21 protein-coding genes are annotated in these 17,484 nt (G+C 63.9%); 8 read left to right on the top strand and 13 right to left on the bottom strand.

Translation table 11 applies throughout. From position 1 onward, the window contains the following. Positions 1-56: 56 nt before the first annotated feature. On the bottom strand, positions 57-479 hold the full coding sequence (locus HFP57_RS11140) for a DUF1801 domain-containing protein (protein WP_176869832.1): 423 nt from the start codon (positions 477-479) through the stop codon (positions 57-59). Between the two features lie 93 nt (positions 480-572). On the opposite strand from HFP57_RS11140, the gene HFP57_RS11145 reads away from it, so the two are divergent. Further along, positions 573-1,796 (top strand): argininosuccinate synthase, encoded by a 1,224-nt coding sequence (locus HFP57_RS11145; protein ID WP_176869833.1) that lies wholly within the window; start codon positions 573-575, stop codon positions 1,794-1,796. A 14-nt stretch (positions 1,797-1,810) separates the two neighbouring features. Here HFP57_RS11145 and HFP57_RS11150 read toward each other — a convergent pair whose 3' ends face one another. Further along, positions 1,811-2,236, bottom strand: a complete 426-nt coding sequence (locus HFP57_RS11150; RefSeq protein WP_176869834.1) for a hypothetical protein — start codon at positions 2,234-2,236, stop codon at positions 1,811-1,813. A gap of 116 nt (positions 2,237-2,352) precedes the next feature. Between HFP57_RS11150 and HFP57_RS11155 the strand changes: the two genes are divergently transcribed. From HFP57_RS11155 to HFP57_RS11180, 6 genes are all read left to right on the top strand, one after another. Beyond that, positions 2,353-2,706: an ArsR/SmtB family transcription factor gene (locus HFP57_RS11155; RefSeq protein WP_176869835.1), complete on the top strand. Its 354-nt coding sequence runs from the start codon at positions 2,353-2,355 to the stop codon at positions 2,704-2,706. Next, complete coding sequence (locus HFP57_RS11160) at positions 2,703-3,161, top strand: ArsI/CadI family heavy metal resistance metalloenzyme (protein ID WP_176869836.1); 459 nt, start codon at positions 2,703-2,705, stop codon at positions 3,159-3,161. Before HFP57_RS11155 ends, HFP57_RS11160 begins: the two co-directional genes overlap by 4 nt. Before the next feature lie 37 nt (positions 3,162-3,198). After that, positions 3,199-3,906 carry an aquaporin gene (locus HFP57_RS11165; RefSeq protein WP_246263116.1) on the top strand — a complete coding sequence of 236 codons (708 nt, stop codon included), beginning with the start codon at positions 3,199-3,201 and terminating at the stop codon, positions 3,904-3,906. Between the two features lie 89 nt (positions 3,907-3,995). Next, positions 3,996-5,072, top strand: a complete 1,077-nt coding sequence (locus HFP57_RS11170; RefSeq protein ID WP_176869837.1) for a phosphatase PAP2 family protein — start codon at positions 3,996-3,998, stop codon at positions 5,070-5,072. A 106-nt stretch (positions 5,073-5,178) separates the two neighbouring features. After that, on the top strand, positions 5,179-6,708 hold the full coding sequence (locus tag HFP57_RS11175) for a hypothetical protein (RefSeq protein WP_176869838.1): 1,530 nt from the start codon (positions 5,179-5,181) through the stop codon (positions 6,706-6,708). After that, a complete protein-coding gene (locus tag HFP57_RS11180; protein WP_425500710.1) occupies positions 6,705-7,781 on the top strand; it encodes a glycosyltransferase family 2 protein in 1,077 nt (358 codons plus the stop codon). The genes HFP57_RS11175 and HFP57_RS11180 overlap by 4 nt, the downstream gene beginning before the upstream one ends. On the opposite strand, the gene HFP57_RS11185 is transcribed toward HFP57_RS11180, so the two are convergent. Beyond that, the gene (locus HFP57_RS11185; protein WP_246263118.1) at positions 7,686-8,114 is read right to left on the bottom strand and encodes a GtrA family protein; all 429 of its coding nucleotides are present in this window, start codon (positions 8,112-8,114) and stop codon (positions 7,686-7,688) included. The genes HFP57_RS11180 and HFP57_RS11185 overlap by 96 nt on opposite strands. Next, positions 8,114-8,869 (bottom strand): class I SAM-dependent methyltransferase, encoded by a 756-nt coding sequence (locus HFP57_RS11190; protein WP_176869839.1) that lies wholly within the window; start codon positions 8,867-8,869, stop codon positions 8,114-8,116. The genes HFP57_RS11185 and HFP57_RS11190 overlap by 1 nt, the downstream gene beginning before the upstream one ends. A gap of 115 nt (positions 8,870-8,984) precedes the next feature. Between HFP57_RS11190 and HFP57_RS11195 the strand changes: the two genes are divergently transcribed. Further along, positions 8,985-10,733, top strand: a complete 1,749-nt coding sequence (locus HFP57_RS11195; RefSeq protein ID WP_176869840.1) for an AcrB/AcrD/AcrF family protein — start codon at positions 8,985-8,987, stop codon at positions 10,731-10,733. Here HFP57_RS11195 and HFP57_RS11200 read toward each other — a convergent pair. The 9 genes from HFP57_RS11200 to HFP57_RS11240 form a co-directional block, all read right to left on the bottom strand. Further along, a complete protein-coding gene (locus HFP57_RS11200) occupies positions 10,711-11,352 on the bottom strand; it encodes a MarC family protein (RefSeq protein WP_176869841.1) in 642 nt (213 codons plus the stop codon). The genes HFP57_RS11195 and HFP57_RS11200 overlap by 23 nt on opposite strands. After that, on the bottom strand, positions 11,349-11,957 hold the full coding sequence (locus HFP57_RS11205) for a hypothetical protein (RefSeq protein WP_176869842.1): 609 nt from the start codon (positions 11,955-11,957) through the stop codon (positions 11,349-11,351). The genes HFP57_RS11200 and HFP57_RS11205 overlap by 4 nt, the downstream gene beginning before the upstream one ends. Then, positions 11,954-12,844: a bifunctional methylenetetrahydrofolate dehydrogenase/methenyltetrahydrofolate cyclohydrolase FolD gene (gene folD / locus HFP57_RS11210; protein WP_176869843.1), complete on the bottom strand. Its 891-nt coding sequence runs from the start codon at positions 12,842-12,844 to the stop codon at positions 11,954-11,956. The genes HFP57_RS11205 and folD overlap by 4 nt, the downstream gene beginning before the upstream one ends. Positions 12,845-12,860: 16 nt before the next feature. Then, the gene (locus tag HFP57_RS11215; RefSeq protein WP_176869844.1) at positions 12,861-13,157 is read right to left on the bottom strand and encodes a YggT family protein; all 297 of its coding nucleotides are present in this window, start codon (positions 13,155-13,157) and stop codon (positions 12,861-12,863) included. 90 nt (positions 13,158-13,247) lie between these two features. Next, entirely contained in the window at positions 13,248-14,165 is a 918-nt protein-coding gene (gene argB, locus HFP57_RS11220) for an acetylglutamate kinase (protein WP_176869845.1), read from the bottom strand. A 58-nt stretch (positions 14,166-14,223) separates the two neighbouring features. Next, positions 14,224-14,826, bottom strand: a complete 603-nt coding sequence (locus tag HFP57_RS11225) for an exopolysaccharide biosynthesis protein (RefSeq protein WP_176869846.1) — start codon at positions 14,824-14,826, stop codon at positions 14,224-14,226. An 8-nt stretch (positions 14,827-14,834) separates the two neighbouring features. Further along, on the bottom strand, positions 14,835-15,974 hold the full coding sequence (locus HFP57_RS11230; protein WP_176871279.1) for an epoxide hydrolase family protein: 1,140 nt from the start codon (positions 15,972-15,974) through the stop codon (positions 14,835-14,837). Then, positions 15,964-16,587 (bottom strand): class I SAM-dependent DNA methyltransferase, encoded by a 624-nt coding sequence (locus HFP57_RS11235; RefSeq protein WP_176869847.1) that lies wholly within the window; start codon positions 16,585-16,587, stop codon positions 15,964-15,966. Before HFP57_RS11235 ends, HFP57_RS11230 begins: the two co-directional genes overlap by 11 nt. After that, on the bottom strand, positions 16,584-17,453 hold the full coding sequence (locus tag HFP57_RS11240) for a 3-hydroxybutyryl-CoA dehydrogenase (protein WP_176869848.1): 870 nt from the start codon (positions 17,451-17,453) through the stop codon (positions 16,584-16,586). Before HFP57_RS11240 ends, HFP57_RS11235 begins: the two co-directional genes overlap by 4 nt. Positions 17,454-17,484: the final 31 nt, after the last annotated feature.

The raw sequence follows: 17,484 nt of genomic DNA on the forward strand, positions 1-17,484 counted from the left end.
AGGGACCGCGCCCTGTATCCCGCTTTAACGCGGCCGATCGGTTCGTCGACGGAATCTCACGCCGTATCGTAATTGGCGCGCATATAGGCGAGATCGGCGGCGATGAGTTCCTCGAGGACATCCATGTCGATATCGCTGAGGCGCTTCACATAGAGGCAGGATTTGCCGGTTTTGTATTTTCCCAACCGCTCCATCAGCTCGGGCCGCTGCTTGAAACCGCCCATTACATAGAGCGTCAGCGCCGTCTTGCGCGGGCTGAAGCCGGTGAGCAGCATGTCGCCCTCCCGACCGCTTTCATATTTATAGTGATATTGGCCGAAGCCGATCATCGACGGCCCCCACATTTTCGGTTTCTCGCCCGAGAGGCGCTCCATCAGCGCGCAGACGGTTTTCGCGTCCTCGCGTTTCCATTCCGGTTCCACAGCCTCGATGAAATCGGCCGGGCTTTTCTCCGTCGGCTTCGTCTTGTTCTCAGCCATCTGACCATCTCCTCACCACCAGTGTTGCGCGAATCCCGCGTAGCGCATAGGCCGCGTCGGTCTGTTTCATAACGCAATACGGGAAGCGTGCCGATGGCCGAGAAAATCAACCGCGTCGTGTTGGCCTATTCGGGCGGGCTCGACACGAGCGTCATCCTGAAATGGCTGCAGGTCGAATATGGCTGCGAGGTCGTAACCTTCACCGCCGATCTCGGCCAGGGCGAGGAGCTTGAGCCGGTGCGCGGCAAGGCGCAGATGGCGGGTGTCAAGGACGAGCATATCTTCATCGACGATCTGCGCGAGGAATTCGTCCGCGACTATGTCTTCCCGATGTTTCGCGCCAATGCCGTCTATGAAGGCCTGTATCTGCTCGGCACGTCGATCGCCCGGCCGCTGATCTCGAAGCGGCAGATCGAGATCGCGCATCAGGTCGGCGCCGATGCCGTCGCCCATGGCGCGACCGGCAAGGGCAACGATCAGATCCGTTTCGAACTCGGCTATTATGCGCTCGATCCGGACATCAAGGTGATCGCGCCCTGGCGCGAATGGGACCTGACGAGCCGGACCAAGCTGATCGAATTCGCCGAAGCGCACCATATCCCGGTCTCGAAGGACAAGCGCGGCGAAGCGCCCTTCTCGACCGATGCCAATCTCCTCCACACATCGTCGGAGGGCAAGGTGCTCGAAGATCCGTGGGAAGAGACGCCGGACTATGTCTATTCGCGCACCGACAATCCCGAGGATGCGCCCGACAGGCCGCAATATGTCGAGATCGATTTCGAGCATGGCGATCCGGTGGCGATCGACGGCGATACGCTTTCGCCCGCCAGCCTGCTCGCCAAGCTCAACGATCTCGGCAAGACGCACGGCATCGGCCGGCTCGATCTCGTCGAGAACCGTTTCGTCGGCATGAAGTCGCGCGGCATGTACGAGACGCCGGGCGGCACGATCCTGCTCGCCGCGCATCGGGGGATCGAGCAGCTGACGCTCGACCGCGGCGCGATGCACCTCAAGGACGAACTGATGCCGCGCTATGCGGAGCTCATCTATAACGGCCTGTGGTTCAGCCCGGAACGCGAGATGCTGCAGGCGGCGGTCGATCACAGCCAGCAGGATGTGACGGGCACGGTCCGGCTCAAGCTCTACAAAGGTTCTGTCGATGTGGTCGGCCGCAAGGCGGACGTCGCCTTCAATCTCTACAGCCAGGACGTGGTGACCTTCGAGGACGATGCCGGCGCCTATGACCAGCGCGACGCCGAAGGGTTTATCAAGCTCAACGCGCTGCGGCTGAGATTGCTCGGCCGCAGGACGCGCTAGGCCCGGGCCCGGCCTTACATCAGCAGATAGGCGATCACGTCGCGATAATCGAAGACCAGCGAGATCGCCATCGTGGCCATCGCAAGCGACAGCCAGACGCCGTACAGGCTGGAAAAATTGGCCTTGGCGCGCCGCAGGATGAGCAGGGCGAGCACCGGTGTCCAGAAGATAACGTGGAACAGCGACAGCGATACGTAGAGCACGGCATCGGGCCCCGACACCTGCGTGACGATGAAAGAGGCGGCGAAAGTCAGGATATAGGCCAGCGCCACATAGCGCGCCTCGACCTTGCGGAACGACCAGAATAGCGATGTCGCGCCGATGGCCAGCAGCCAGTAGAGCCAAAGCCAGACATGCATCGGCAGCATGTCGCCCATCTGCGAAGCCGGCGTGACGAGCAGTTCGTCGGTCGCGAACAGCCCGAAGACGAAATTTTCCATGCGATCCCCTCCTTTTTTCAGGCTGTGATGCAGCTTCGCCGAAGCCTCGACAAGGGCGGCGCCGTCTCTCGTATATCGCGCTTGACATATTTCGATAATTCTGGAAATATCGAAATATGGATGATGGAACCGACATCTTCAGGGAACAGCAAGCCGTCGACGCTCTCGGCGCGCTCGCCCAGTCCAACCGCCTCGCCGTGTTTCGTCTGCTCGTGCAGTGCGGCGAAAGCGGCATGACGGCCGGCGGGATCGCGGACCGGCTCGGCATTCCCAACAGCTCGCTCTCCTTCCACCTCGCCCATCTCGAACGATCGGAGCTGATCAGCCGGACGCGCGACGGACGTTCGCTCATCTATCGTGCCGACTATGCGGCGATGAACCGGCTGGTCGGCTATCTGATGGAAAATTGCTGCGGCGGGAAAGGCTGCGTCACCGAACTCTCCAGTTCCCTTGAAAGGATAACCTCATGAAACGATTGCATGTCCATGTCGGTGTCGACAATCTCGACGCCTCGATCGCCTTCTACTCGACCCTGTTCGGAACCGAGCCGAGCGTCATCAAGCCCGATTACGCCAAATGGATGCTCGACGATCCGCGCGTCAATTTCGCGATCTCGGCCGGCAACCATGCGCAAACCGGCGTCGAGCATCTGGGTATCCAGGCCGAGGACGCAGACGAACTCGCCGCGATTTACGGCCAGCTGGAAAAGGCCGGACGGCCGGTGCTCGAGGAAGGCGAAACGACCTGCTGTTACGCCCAGTCCGAGAAGAGCTGGGTCAGCGATCCGGACGGCGTCGTCTGGGAGACCTTCCTGACCCATGGCGAGGCCACCCATTATGGCAGCGGCCCCTCGGCAGCCCAGGTCGCCGCACTTGATGACACCAACGGCAAGCTGGGAACCGGCGGCTGCGGCTGTTGCGCCTGACCCAAAAATAGCCTGAAAACCGCCCGCTAGAGAACGCATGTCCGAAGACATGATCCGCGACGAGCAGCCGCGCGCCGCCGTCCATCCGGGCCTCGCCCGCCGGCTGACGGCCGAAGCGATCGGTTCCTTCTTCCTGTTCTGCGTCGTGATCGGCTCGGGCATCATGGGCGAGACGCTGTCGGGCGGCAATGTCGCCATCGCGCTGCTCGGCAACACACTGGCTACCGGCGCGATCCTGTTCGTGATCATCCTGATCTTCGCGCCATTGTCGGGCGCCCATTTCAACCCGGCGGTCACATTGGTGGCTTTCGTCCGCCGCGAACTGCCCGGACGCGAGGCCGCGCTCTACATTCTCGCCCAGCTCGCCGGCGGCATTATCGGCGTCTGGGCCGCACATCTGATGTTTGATCTCGACATCCTGCAATTCTCGTCCAAGACGCGAACCGGGACCGGACAATGGGCCGGCGAGGCGATCGCCACGTTCGGCCTGATCTTCACGATCCTCGGCGCGGTCCGCTACCGCCCGGCCTGGGTCGCGCCCGCGGTCGGCCTCTATATCAGCGCCGGCTACTGGTTCACGAGTTCGACGAGCTTCGCCAATCCCGCGATCACCGTGGCCCGCGCCTTCTCCGACACCTTCGCCGGCATCGCACCCGCCGATGTCGGGCCGTTTCTCATCGCGCAGATCGCCGGCGCACTGCTGGCCGCGATGATCGGCGGCTGGCTGTTCGCCGAGGCGCGCTGAAACCAACCGATTGCAAGCCTTTCTTAACCAAAAGTTTAAACCTTGCTGCGATCACCCTGGCTGTCGATCAAACCAAGACAGGCGGACCAATGACGGACTTTCGGGAAGCACGCGCCGCCCTTTGGGGTTTTCTGGCTACCGCCTTCTATTTCATATGGGTTTTCGGGCATGACCGCGTCCCGTCGGACAGCTTTATCGCATTATTTCGCAACTACCTGACCGCCGCCTTCGCATTGCTCTTCGCGGCCGGCATTTTCGGTCTTACGATACTGCTCTGGAGGAACCGGCCGCAAAAGGGCATGGAAGCCCCATCGCCGCTCGCCGTGATCCGCGACTGGGGCGAGCGGCAATGGGACGAGCATCGCTTCGTCAAGATCGTCTGGCCGCCGCTGCTCTTCGCAATTCTGCTGACCGCGTTCAACGCCTTCAAGCAGAAGATCTTGGCCACCCGGCCCTTTGCGCATGACGGCTGGCTCGCCGAGGCCGATCGCTGGTTGTTCTTCGGCGAAGACGGCTGGATATTCTTCCATGACCTGTTCGGATCGACTAGCGCAACGCTCTTCATCGACCTGTCCTATCACGCATGGTTCCTGCCGATGTCGATAGGCGTAATCATCTGCGCCTTTCTGGGGCCGGAAAACTATCGCGTCCGCACCCAATATCTGTTCAGCTATATTTTCGTCTGGATCGGACTCGGCAGCATCATGGCTTTCCTGTTCCCCTCGGCCGGGCCTTGTTTCTACAACGATTTCGTCGGTTCTCATGACAGCTACGCGCAAATGATGGCGGTCCTGCGCGAACATGACACCATCCTCGAGGCGCGGGGCGCCAATGTGCAGGCGCTCAACAATATGGCGGCCCTGCTCGCCGCGCGCGATGCTGACGGGCTGGTGCTGGGCGGCGGAATTTCGGCCATGCCGTCCGTTCATAACGGCCTTTCGGTACTGTTTGCGATCGGCGCCTACAGGATCAACCGCTGGCTTGGTTATGCGATGATCGCCTATGCGGTCTTGATATGGGTCGGGTCGGTCTATCTCGGCTGGCACTATGCTCTTGACGGCCTCATTTCGGCCGCGCTGACGCTGGCCTTCTGGAAGCTTGCCGGTCATTTCGCCGACGCGCTGGCCAGGCCAGTCACTCCCTGGGGTCGCCTCGCCCGGGCTTGAAGTCGGCCCCGCAGACCGCCTCCTAGCGCCGGCAAATTAGCGTGTTCTTAACCATATTTTAAAACGATTCCGCCACTTGCAGGGTGTGAAAAACATTGCACCTTCCTTGCCCAAACAATGGTGGCAAAGCTCTTGGGTTCTCGCCGTTTTGTGCCTGTCGACCGCACTTCCCGTCGCAGTCACCTCCTTTCCTCCGCTGATCGACCTTTATGGCCATGCGGGCCGTTACCATATCCAAGCCGAAATCGCCGACAATCCGTTCATCCAGCGAAACTGGGCCTTCCACTGGGCGCTGGTCGCCAATCTGGGCGTCGATCTCCTCACCATCCCGCTGAGCCGGATCATGGGCATGGAGCGCGCCATATGGCTGATCGTACTCTGCATACCGCCGCTCATGGCGTCCGGCTTTCTGCATCTCGCCAAGCGTGTGCACGGACAGGTGCCTGCGACGGCACTCGCAGCGCTACCTTTCGCGCTCGCCTATCCCTTCCAGTTCGGTTTCGTGAATTTCTGGCTGGGCACCGCGCTCGGCTTTCATTTCTGTGCCCTCTGGCTAACATGGCGCGAACGCGGCGTATCGCTGCCGCGCATGGCGCTGTTCTTTCTGCCCGCCAGCCTGCTGACATGGATCGTCCATGTCTATGCTTGGGGCATATTAGGAATATTGTGCGGCGGAGCCGAAATCGGCCGAGCATGGCAGGCAGGCCATCGCAACCTACGCCCGCTCCTTGTCGAACCCGCGCTGCGAACCCTGCCGCTGGCTGCACCGCTTCCACTGATGCTGATCTGGCGGTCCGAAGGCGCCGATGCACTAACTGCAGGCTGGTTCCATTTCCCCTCCAAGATCGCGACGTTTCTGCAATCGCTGCGCGATCAGTCGATGGTCCTCGACATCTTCTCAATCTGCCTAGTCATGCTGCTCATCTATGCCGCGCTCAGAAAGCGCGGGCTTTCCGTCTCGCCCACGCTCGGCATCCCGGCGCTCGCCTTTTTCGCGCTCGGCACCCTGTTCCCGTTCCGCCTCTTCGGCTCGGCTTTCGCCGATTCCCGGCTCTGGCCTGTGGCGCTGGCCGTAGCGATCCTCGCCATCCGGGTCGATGCCGAAACCGGGCGGATGGCCCGGAACATGGCGCTGGCCGCCTGCGCCCTGATCCTCGTCAGGATTGCCGCGAGCACTGCAGGATTCTTCACCTATGACCGCGACCTGCAACAGCATCTGGCGGCGCTCGAACAGGTCGAGCGCGGCGCGCGCATCGTCGTCCTCGTTCCCTTGAACCACGACCGGCCGTGGCGCCGGGAGCGCCTCGAATATGCCGCATCGCTCGCCATCGTCCGGCGCGACGCGTTCACCAATACTGAGTGGGACGTCCCCGGGGCGCAATTGCTGCGCCCGCTTGGCGGTCTCGGCACGCCGTTTAACGCCTCGCCCTCCCACGTGATCGCGGCCGCAGGGCCTGACGCCGAAATCGGCCGCGAGATCCGCCGGCGCATCGATCGCATACCACGCGACCGGTTCGATTATGTCTGGGTGATCGATTTCGATCCCGAAACGCTCGCCATGCCGACCGATCTGCGCCCGCTCTATTCGGACGATCGCACCATATTGTATCGCATCGAAAGGGATTCCCGATCGTGAAACATGCCGCTTTCGCCAACGCCGCCCCGATGCTCTCGGTCGTCGTGCCCTGCTACAACGAGGCCCAATGCATCGAGGAACTGCACCGGCGCATCACGGCCGCCGCGCTGCCGGTCGGCTCATACGAGATCATCTTCGTCAACGACGGTTCGAGCGACGCGACATGGTCCAAGATCTGCGCGCTGTCCGACCGGGATCCGCAGCTGACCGCGATCAACCTGTCCCGCAACCACGGTCACCAGCTCGCGCTCACCGCCGGGCTCGACCTGTGCCGCGGCGAGGCCATCCTCGTCATCGACGCCGATCTGCAGGACCCGCCCGAACTGGTCGGCCCGATGCTCGAGACGATGCACTCCGAACAGGCCGATGTCGTCTATGGCGTCCGCCGCCGCCGCGAGGGTGAGACCGCTTTCAAGCGCGCGACCGCCGCCGCTTTCTACCGGCTCTTGAGCCGCGCGACGGACACCCGGATTCCCGTCGATACCGGCGATTTCCGCCTGATGAGCCGCCGGGCGCTCGACGTGTTTCTCTCGATGCCCGAAAATGCCCGCTTCATCCGCGGGATGGTTTCCTGGATCGGCTTCAAGCAGGTTCCGCTGAGCTATGACCGCGACGAGCGCTATGCCGGCGAGACCAAATATCCGCTGCGCAAGATGGTCCGTTTCGCGCTCGATGCGCTGACCGCCTTCTCATCCGCGCCGCTCAAGCTGGCGAGCCATGTCGGCATCGGTCTCGCCTTCGCATCCTGCGCGCTGATCGGTTACATCCTGATCGGCTGGCTTTCCGGCGAGGCCGTCCAGGGCTGGACGTCGCTGATGCTCGTCGTCGTCACCCTCGGCGCGATCCAGATGTTCGTGCTCGGCCTGATGGGCGAATATATCGGCCGCATGTACAATCAGAACAAGCAGCGCCCGCTCTATATCGTGTCCGAGATCAAGGGCGGCGCAACGAGCGAGGCGCGGCTCGGGGTCGACGCCTCAGCCGAACGTCCAGTAGCGATGGAGCAGGAAGGTGATCAGCGGGGTGGCGATGACCATCGGGATCAACGGCCACCAATTGGCACCGCCGAGTAATTCGACCAACGACCAGACCCACAAGGAATTGATCGCGAAGCCGACAATGTTGACGGCGATGAACCGGCCGCCGGTCCGCCCGACATTGTCCCGCCGGCCGTGACCGCGAAAGCTGAACTGGCTGTGGAGAATATAGCCGACGACGACGCCGGTGATCCAGGCGATGCTATTCGCCACCAGGGGGTAGATGTCCAGGAATTCCGCGCAGCCGTAATAGATGGCGGCGCCCAATGCAGTAACGAACCCGCCAGTGAGCCCGTACCGGACGAGCTGCGTAGCCGCTTGCGACGCATGCGGGCGCTTTTCCATCGCCGCCGTCATCGCAAACCGCATCAGGCGGCCCGCCGGCGCAGCCGCGCCTCGATACTGGCCTTCGCCATGGCGACCGGCTTGACGAGGCTCTCGGGAATGAGCCGGACCATCGCGCGGCGCGCATGCCATTTCAGATCGCCGGCCATCGGCAGCAATGCGTCGTCGTCAATCCGGGTGTCGCGGATCGCGGCCGAGAGCCGCCGGGCACCTTCGGTATTGGCATAAAGCACCGAGTTGAACCGGTACCACGGCATGACGTGGGCATGACCGGCGAGTTGCGGGCGCACCCAGTCATAGGCGGCATAGCCATGCGCAGCGAAATGCTCGCGCCAATATTGGGGCACCTGCTCGTTGACATGATGTTCGCCGCCCTGATGCGGGACGGCCGCCGAAAACAGGACGACATCGCCATGCCGGACGAGTGTCTCGACGAATTGCCGCGCGACGGCGGCCGGCAGATGTTCGGCAACTTCGAGCGACTGGACCAGATCGAACTTGCGCCCCAGATCGAGCGGCTGCAACAGATCGTGCGGCCGGAAATTGTCGGCCGGGATCGCCAGTTTCGTCCGGTCGACATAATCGCCGTCGACGGCAACCACCGTGTCGACGCCCGCCGCCATCCATTCTGCAGCCCAGGCGCCGTGACCGGCGCCGACGTCGAGCAGGCTGCCGATCTCGAACTCGCCGAGCAGCAGCCCCGCGACCGTCCGCGCCGATGCCCGGGATCCCGCGTCGATATAATCGTAAAAATCGCCCGAATATTGGTGGTCAGCCATATGTTGCCGTCCTTAGCCGTTCAATCTCGATCTTGCCATAAGGCCCAATGGCTAACACGACTTTAACCTTGTTCGGCCATGGTCGAGAAAGATCGCAGCGAGAGGCGCCTGGGGAATGGATTGGATCGAAAATCGCTGGCGGATGGGTGTCCTCGCCGTCTGGCTGGCCATCGCCATCTTGATGATCTTCGCGCGGATGCCCGATATCGCCGCTCTGGCGCTTGGCGATACCGACGACAATCTGCGGCTGGCGCAGGTCCGCGCTCTGCTCGCCGGCCAACCCTGGTACGACCTGACGCAATACAGGCTGACGCCGCCGACAGGCGCAAATATTCACTGGTCGCATCTGCCGGATCTGCCGATCGCCGGTCTTGTCCTGCTGCTCGAGCCGCTGCTCGGCGGCGCGGCGGCCGAGCGCTGGGCCGTGGCGCTGGCGCCGCTGCTTCCGTTCGCCATCGGGCTGTTCGCGATCGCGCTCATCGCCCGCCGGATCGTCGCGCCGATCGCCTGGCCGATCGCGCTGCTCGCGACATTGTGCGCCGGCATATTGATGCCGATGTGGCTGCCGCTGCGGATCGACCATCATGGCTGGCAGCTCGCCATGCTCGCGTTCGCAATAGCCGGGCTCGCCGATCCGCGATCCGCGCGCGGCGGCGCCACGAGCGGGATCGCCAGCGCCCTGTCGCTGACGATCGGGCTCGAAATGCTGATCTTTCTCGGATTGGTCGGCGCGGCGACCGCGCTGTTCTGGGTGCGCGACCGCGCCGAAAGCCCGCGCATCGCCGCCTATGGCGCGGCGCTGGGCGGCGGTGCGGCGATCGGCTTCGCGCTGTTCGCTTCCACCGCCAACCGCCTCGCCGTCTGCGATGCGCTGTCGCCGGTCTGGCTCTCCGCCGTCGCCGCGGCCAGCGCGCTGCTCGTCCTGCTCGCCTTCCTGCCGCTGCGCGGCTGGATCGCCCGGTTCGGCCTGGGCAGCCTCGCGGGCGCGGCGCTGGCGATCGGCTTTGCTCTGGCCTGGCCCGATTGCCTCGGGCGGCCGGAGGGCGTGAGCGCCGAACTGCAAAGGCTATGGCTCGACAATGTGCAGGAGGCCCGGCCGCTCTATCAGCAGGACTGGCGCAAGGCGCTGTTGATCGTCGCGCTGCCGCTCTCCGGGCTGGCCGGATATGCGATCGGTATCGCCGGCGCGCGGAAAACGGGCGAAGGGCTGGCGGCGATGCTCGCGCTGTCCGGCATCGCACTGGCGAGCTTCGCGCTCCTGTTCTGGCAGGTGCGCACTGCGCCCGCGGCCCAGCTGCTCGCCATTCCCGGCGCGGCGATGCTCGGCATGCATTTCCTCCCGCGCTGGCGGGCCTCCGCGCATATGCTGCCGCGGGTCGGCGGATCGCTGGCAGCGCTTGCGCTGATGACCGGACTCTGGGCCGTCATCCCGATCAGCGCCTTTCCCGAACCGGCAGAGACCGAACGGACCGATAGCGAGGCGCTGACCTGTTCCGAGCGGGCGGCGTTCGAACCGATCCGTGCCCTGCCCGATTCAACGATCCTGACGCCGATCGATCTCGCGCCACGCCTCATCGTGATGACGCAGCACAATGGCATTGCAGGCCCCTATCACCGCAACGGCGTGGCGATGCTCGACGTCTTTCACGGGTTTCGCGGTACCGACATCCGGCTGCGCGAGACGGTCGACCGCTATGGCGTCGGCCATATCCTGCTCTGTCCCGGGATGCCGGGGGAGGGCCATTACGGCCTGAACGATCCGGCGAGCAGTTACGCCCGGCTCAGCCGGGGCGAACCGCCGAACTGGCTGGAGCCCGTCGAATTGCCGGCGGACTCGCCCTTCACCCTGTGGCGGGTACGCTGATCCCGAACGCGCCGACCAGCCCGTCGATCACGAACTGGGCGGCGAGCGCGGCGAGGATGACGCCGAGCAGCCGGGTAATCACCGCTTCGATGCGCTGCCCGAACAATTTCATCAAAGGCCCCGCGGCGAGCAGCGCGGCGAGCGTCAACAGCAGGATGATGCCGAGCGCGGCGAGGACGACCAGCGACTCCTCGATCCCCGTGCTGCGCGCCTGAAGCAGCATGATCGCGGCAATCGTGCCGGGCCCGGCGATCATCGGCATCGCCATCGGAAACGCCGAAACGTCCTCGATCTCGGGCGTGTCGATGATTTTCTGCGCCCGGTCCTCACGGCGCTGCGTGCGTTTTTCGAACACCATTTCAGACGCTATCAGGAACAGCATGATCCCGCCGGCGATCCGGAACGCGTCGAGGCTGATGTGCAGCGCGCCGAGCAGCTGCTCGCCGAAAAGGGCGAAGAAAACGAGTATGATCGCCGAGATCACGATCGCGCGTACCGCCATGGAACGGCGCTGCCGCGGCGTCGCGCCCGTCGTCAGACTGGCGAAGATCGGCGCGTTGCCCGGCGGGTCGATGATCACGAAGAAGGTGATAAAGGCGGAAACGAACAGTTCGATCATCGCGCCGGCGCCGTTTCGTGGGTAAATACGGTTTCCATCTCATCGCCATTGAAGAAACGGATCGTCAGAACGCCCGGTCCGCTTGGCGTCCATGACCAGCTCAAAGTGCGGTCCGGCGATGCGCCATGGGGGCGGGGTCCGTCATGGATCGTCTCTGCCAAGCGCCGGCCTGTCGGGATCGATTCGCAATCGGCCTGTCTGACTATAGGCGCTTCCCCAGCCGCCATCGGTACCTCGAGATCGGCGCCGTCGTCCAGCAGCCAGCGCCACTCACCGTCCGCCTGCCGCTCCCAAACGGTAATGAAATAGCCGTGGCGCGGCCCCGGACGGACCCAGGGCCCGATATTGACCGCCATCGCCCCATCGCAGGATACGAAGCTGCGTGCGGGCCACCACATCACCGATACCAGCGGATTCTCGGCATCGGCGAGCACCTCGCGCGCATAGTTGGGATAGGGGGTGAAGAGAAAAGCCCTTTCTGCCGCGAAGGCGCGAAAGGCCGTCCATTGGCCCTCCGTCTGCGCCGCCGCGGCAAAGGCGCGCTCGGCCGCGATCGCCTCGTCGGCCGGCGACGCCAACGCGAGCAGTAGCGCCAGCGCGCTCACAGGCCCTCCACCGGATCGAGCCCGGCCCGCGCACGTGCGGCGACCAGCGTGTTGCGCAACAGGACGGCTATCGTCATCGGCCCGACGCCGCCGGGCACGGGCGTGATCGCCTTCACATGCTCGGCCTCGGCAAAGGCGACATCGCCGACCAACTTGCCCTTCTTCCCTTCCTCGGTCGGTGCCAGACGGTTGATCCCGACATCGATGACCGTCGCGCCGGGCTTGAGCCAGTCGCCCTTCACCATCTCGGCGCGCCCGACCGCGGCGACGACGATATCGGCCTTGCGGACGATATCGGGCAGATTGCGCGTCCGGCTGTGCGCGATCGTGACGGTGCAGTTCGCATTGACGAGCAGCTGCGCCATCGGCCGGCCGACGAGCTGCGAACGGCCGACCACGACGGCATCGAGCCCGGTCAGGTCGCCCAACCGATCGTGCAGCAGCATCATGCAGCCGAGCGGCGTGCAGGGAACCAGTCCCGCCTCGTTGTTGGCCAGCCGGGCGACATTGGCATCCGTGAGACCGTCGACATCTTTCGCCGGATCGATCGCCGCGACGGTGACGGCCTCGTCGAGCCCCTCGGGCAGCGGCAGCTGCACCAATATCCCGTCGACCGTATCGTCGGCATTGAGCTCGGCGATCAGCGCAAGCAGTTCATCTTGGCCAGTCGATGCGGGAAGGACGTGCTGGAAGCTTTCCATCCCGGCGGCCACTGTCGCCTTGCCCTTCGAACCGACATAGACCTGGCTCGCCGGGTCGTCGCCGACGAGGATAACCGCGAGGCCCGGCTTGCGGCCGGTCGCGTCGACAAAGGCGGGCACATGCCCGGCAATCCGCTCGCGCAGGCCGGCGGCGAACGCCTTGCCGTCGATGATCTCGGCTGTCATGCGCCCCCTCGTACCGCTACATGCCCACCGCTTGGAGCTGCAGGCTCATCAGGAACCGGGCCAGCAGGTGCAGCAGCAGAATGACGACAATCGGCGAAAAATCGATCCCGCCGAAATCGGGCATGAAGGCGCGCACCGGCCGGTAGAGCGGATCGGTGATCCGCTCAAGCAGATACAGGAACTGGCGGACGCCGTTATTGTAGGTGTTGATGACGTTGAACGCGACGAGCCAGCTGAACACCGCCTGGATGATGATCACCCAGATCATGATGTTGATCAGCAATATTACGACGCCGAGCAGGGCGGGAACCATGAGCAATACTCCTCGGGAGCTGTCTCTCGCATCTAGCGATTGCGCCTTACCGATTCAACACAGCCATCCACCAGTGACGGCGGTCGTCGACTAGAGAGTGCGGATCATCGTGCCCGCGCCGCGGCGGGTGAATATCTCCAGCAGCATCGCATGCGGGATTCGCCCGTCGAGGACGACCGCGGCCTCGACTCCGCTCTCGACCGCCTTCACGCAGGTTTCGAGCTTGGGAATCATCCCGCCCGAAACCGTACCTTCGGCCTGCAGCTGCCCGATCGTGTCGGGCGAGAGATCGGTCAGCAGCGCGCCCTGTTTGTCGAGCACGCCGGGGACATCGGTCAGCAGGAAAAGGCGCGCCGCGTCCATAGCGCTCGCCACCGCGCCCGCCATCGTATCTGCGTTGATATTGTAGGTCTGACCCGCGCCATCGACGCCGACCGGCGCGACGACCGGGATCATTCCGGCGTCGGAAATCGTGTCGAGCACCGTCCGGTCGACCACGGCCGGTTCGCCGACAAAACCGAGATCCACCGCCTTTTCGATCAGGCTCTCCGGATCGCGCACCGTGCGCTTCACCTTTTCGGCGCGGACGAAGCCGCCATCCTTGCCCGATATGCCGATCGCCCGGCCGCCGGCCTGACCGATCCAGCTCACCAGTTCCTTGTTGATCGCGCCGGACAGGACCATCTCCGCGATGCGCGCCGTTTCCCCGTCGGTCACGCGCAGCCCGTCGACAAACTCGCTCTCGACGCCGAGCTTCTCGAGCATCGCTCCGATCTGCGGTCCCCCGCCATGGACGACGACGGGGTTGATGCCGACGGCCTTCAGGAGAACCACGTCCTCGGCAAATTCCCGCGCCGCCTTGGCATCGCCCATCGCATGGCCGCCATATTTGATGACGAAGGTCGCGTCGGCGAAACGCTGCATATAGGGCAGCGCCTCGACGAGCGTTTCGGCCTTGGCGAGCTGCGCCGGATCGGGAGCGTGCCCGTCTGTGGATGTGTCGGTCATGCGCTTTCCTTATCGTGCGGCGCTTCTAGACGCACTTCGAACCGAAGCGCAATCGGCGCTAACTGCCGCCTCCGCCGAACGGCCACCAGAGCATTGTGAGGACGACGGTCGGCACCGTCACGAGAAAGCCGAACAGCATCATCAGCCCGTCGCGCGCGGTGAAGCCGACGCCGAAGAACAGCATCGCGACGCCCGGCAGCGTCACCGCGAAGGGTATGAATTCCAGCGGCACCATCGCCAGCGACAGAAAGATGAGGCAGAGCGACGCGAAGAGGAGCGCGATCCGGCCGGTCGCCCATTCCAGACGGGGCTGAATCAACCGGTCGAGCTTCTCGAGTATGTTGTGCGTCTTGTCTCGGAATGCCTCGGCCTTTTGCTTGTCGAAACCGGTATCCAGCATCCGCTGCGGCAACCAGGGATGCGAACGTCCGAAAACGATCTGCACGGCGAGCAGCACGATCGCCGCGCCGAGCGCGATGGGCAGGCCGGGGACGCTGCCGATCGGGGAGATGATGACCAGCGAAATGATAACGAGCACCGGTCCGAAGCTGCGCGTGCCGAACTCGTCGAGAATATCCTGTAACGAGATCTTGTCGCCATGGCCGGACTCGATGGCTTCGTCGAGCACGTCTTCCAGAGGATGGTCGCTGCGGTCCTTCATGCCGATTTTCAGTCCATCGCCCGAAAGGCGGCTCGCACCTCGCCGACAAAGGCCTCGGGTCGCTCCATCGCGGCGAAATGGCCGCCCCGCTCGACGCTTTCGAAATAGACGATTTTCTTGAAGCGCGTTTCCGCCCAGCGGCGCGATGCGCGCATGATCTCGTGCGGAAACAGGCTGCAGCCGGTCGGGGTGGCGACCGGATCGAGATTGGGCCCGGCAAAACTGTGCCAATAGAGCCGTCCCGACGACGCCCCGGCATTGTTGAGCCAGTAAAGCATGACATTGTCGAGCAGCCGGTCGCGCGAGAAGACATTCTCCGGATGGCCGTCGCAATCCGACCAGTCGTGGAATTTTTCCACGATCCATGCCATCTGGCCCACCGGGGAATCGGCCAGCGCATAGCCTAGGGTCTGCGGCTTGGTACTCTGCTGTTTCGAATAGCCGGCGCCCTTGTCCCGATAGAGCGCAAGACGGGCAAGCGCCTGCTGCTCCTCCTCGGTCGGGTTCTCCATCACCTCGGGCGGCGGCGCGGCGACGATCATGTTGAGATGGATGCCCTTGCAGCCGCCGCGATTTTGCGCGCCGATCGCCGAGGTCACCATCGCGCCCCAGTCGCCGCCCTGCGCATACCATGCGTCATAGCCGAGCGCGGTCATCAGTGCGTGCCAGCTTTCCGCGATCTTTTCGACCGACCAGCCGGTCTCGGCAGGCTTGCCCGAGAACCCATAACCGGGAAGCGAGGGGATCACGAGATGGAACGCGTCTTCGGCCTTGCCGCCATGCGCGACGGGATCGCTCAACGGGCCGATACAGTCGAGAAATTCCACGACCGACCCCGGCCAGCCATGGGTCAGCAAGAGCGGCCGCGCATCGGCTTCCGGCGAGCGGATATGGAGGAAATGGATATCGACGCCGTCGATCTCGACAAGATGATTGGGATGCGCGTTGAGCGCGGCCTCGCAACGCCGCCAGTCGTACCTGTCGCGCCAATAGCCGACGAGCTCCTCGACATAGGCGAGCGGAATGCCCTGGTCCCAGTCGTCGACCGTTTCCTTCTCGGGAAAGCGCGTGCGGGCGAGGCGATCGCTGAGATCGTCCAACGCGGATTGCGGAACATCTATCGCGAAATCGCGGATCTCAGCGGTCATCATGCTTCTCCCCTTTGACGACCGTCACGCTGTGCCAATCGATCTGCTCGCCATTATATCCATGGCCGGGCGCGGTGTTGAGATCAAATACCGCCCAATCCACGGCTTCGAAATATGTGGCGTGCAGCCAATCGGGGTCGGGATAGTTGAACAGGCGGCCCCAGCGATCGCGGCCCTCCGCATCACCCGCCTTGTAACTGGCGAAAAACACGCCCCCGGGCTTGAGCGCCCGGTAGATGCGCGCAATCATTCCGGGAAGGGCGGCACGTTCGACATGGAGCAGACAGGCCTGCGCCCAGACGCCATCGTAGAGCTGCTCGGCGCTCAGATCGCAAAACCGCAACACACGCACCGGATGGCCGATCCGCTTGGCGGTTTCCTCCACCATGGCTGCACAGCCGTCCGTGATATCAACGCTATAGCCCGCGTCGGCCATCGCCTTTCCGTCGCGACCGCCACCGGTACCGAGTTCCAATATGGCAGAGTCAGCGGCAAGTCGATCGAGGAAAGCGCGCAACTGTTTGCTGGGGCCGAGATCGAGACTCGCCCGGTAAGCTCCGTGCCAGCGTTCTTCGTAGAACGCTCGCGTGGCCGGATCCTCCCCGGTCGTCACCGCGTCGGGGTCGGCGTGTCGCCCGAATAATCGTAAAATCCCCGACCCGTCTTGCGGCCGAGCCAGCCGGCTTCGACATATTTGACGAGCAGGGGCGCGGCGCGGAACTTGGGATCGCCGGTGCCCGAATAGAGAACGTTGGCGATGTGGAGGCAGGTATCGAGCCCGATGAAATCGGCGAGGGTCAACGGCCCCATCGGATGGTTGAGACCGAGCTGGCAGGCGGCGTCGATATCCTCGATCCCCGCCACCCCTTCGCCCAGCGCGAACGCGGCTTCATTGAGCATCGGAATCAGCACGCGATTGACGATGAAACCCGGCGCATCGTTGGCGTGGACGGTCCGCTTGCCGAGCGCGGTCGCATATTTTTCGACGAGTTCGACCGTCTCATCCGACGTCGCCAGCCCGCGGATCACTTCGATCAGGCCCATCAGCGGCACGGGATTGAAAAAATGCACGCCGATAAAGCGCTCCGCATCGGTCGAAGCCTGGGCGAGCCGGGTGATCGAGATCGACGAGGTGTTCGACGCGAGCACCGCCTTGTGCCCGAGGATTTTGCCGACCTCCTCGAAAATCTTGCGTTTGATATCCTCGCGCTCGGTCGCCGCCTCGATGACAAGCCCGGCGCTGGCCATCGGGGCGAGGTCGCCGACCGGCTCGATCCGTTCAAGCGCGACGTCGCGCGCCTGCGGTTCGAGCTTGTCCTTCTCGACCAGCCGGCCGAGCTGCCGCGCGATCCCGTCGCGCGCCTTTTCCGCGACCTCCTTGCTGACATCGGAGAGCAGGACCCGATAGCCGGCCTGTGCCGAAACCTGCGCGATCCCCGCGCCCATTTGCCCTGCCCCGATAACGCCGACTGCCTGCATGATGGTCCTTTCTCGCTGTGATCCGCGTCAC

This window comes from Parasphingopyxis algicola, assembly GCF_013378075.1.
GTDB classification, from domain to species: domain Bacteria; phylum Pseudomonadota; class Alphaproteobacteria; order Sphingomonadales; family Sphingomonadaceae; genus Parasphingopyxis; species Parasphingopyxis algicola.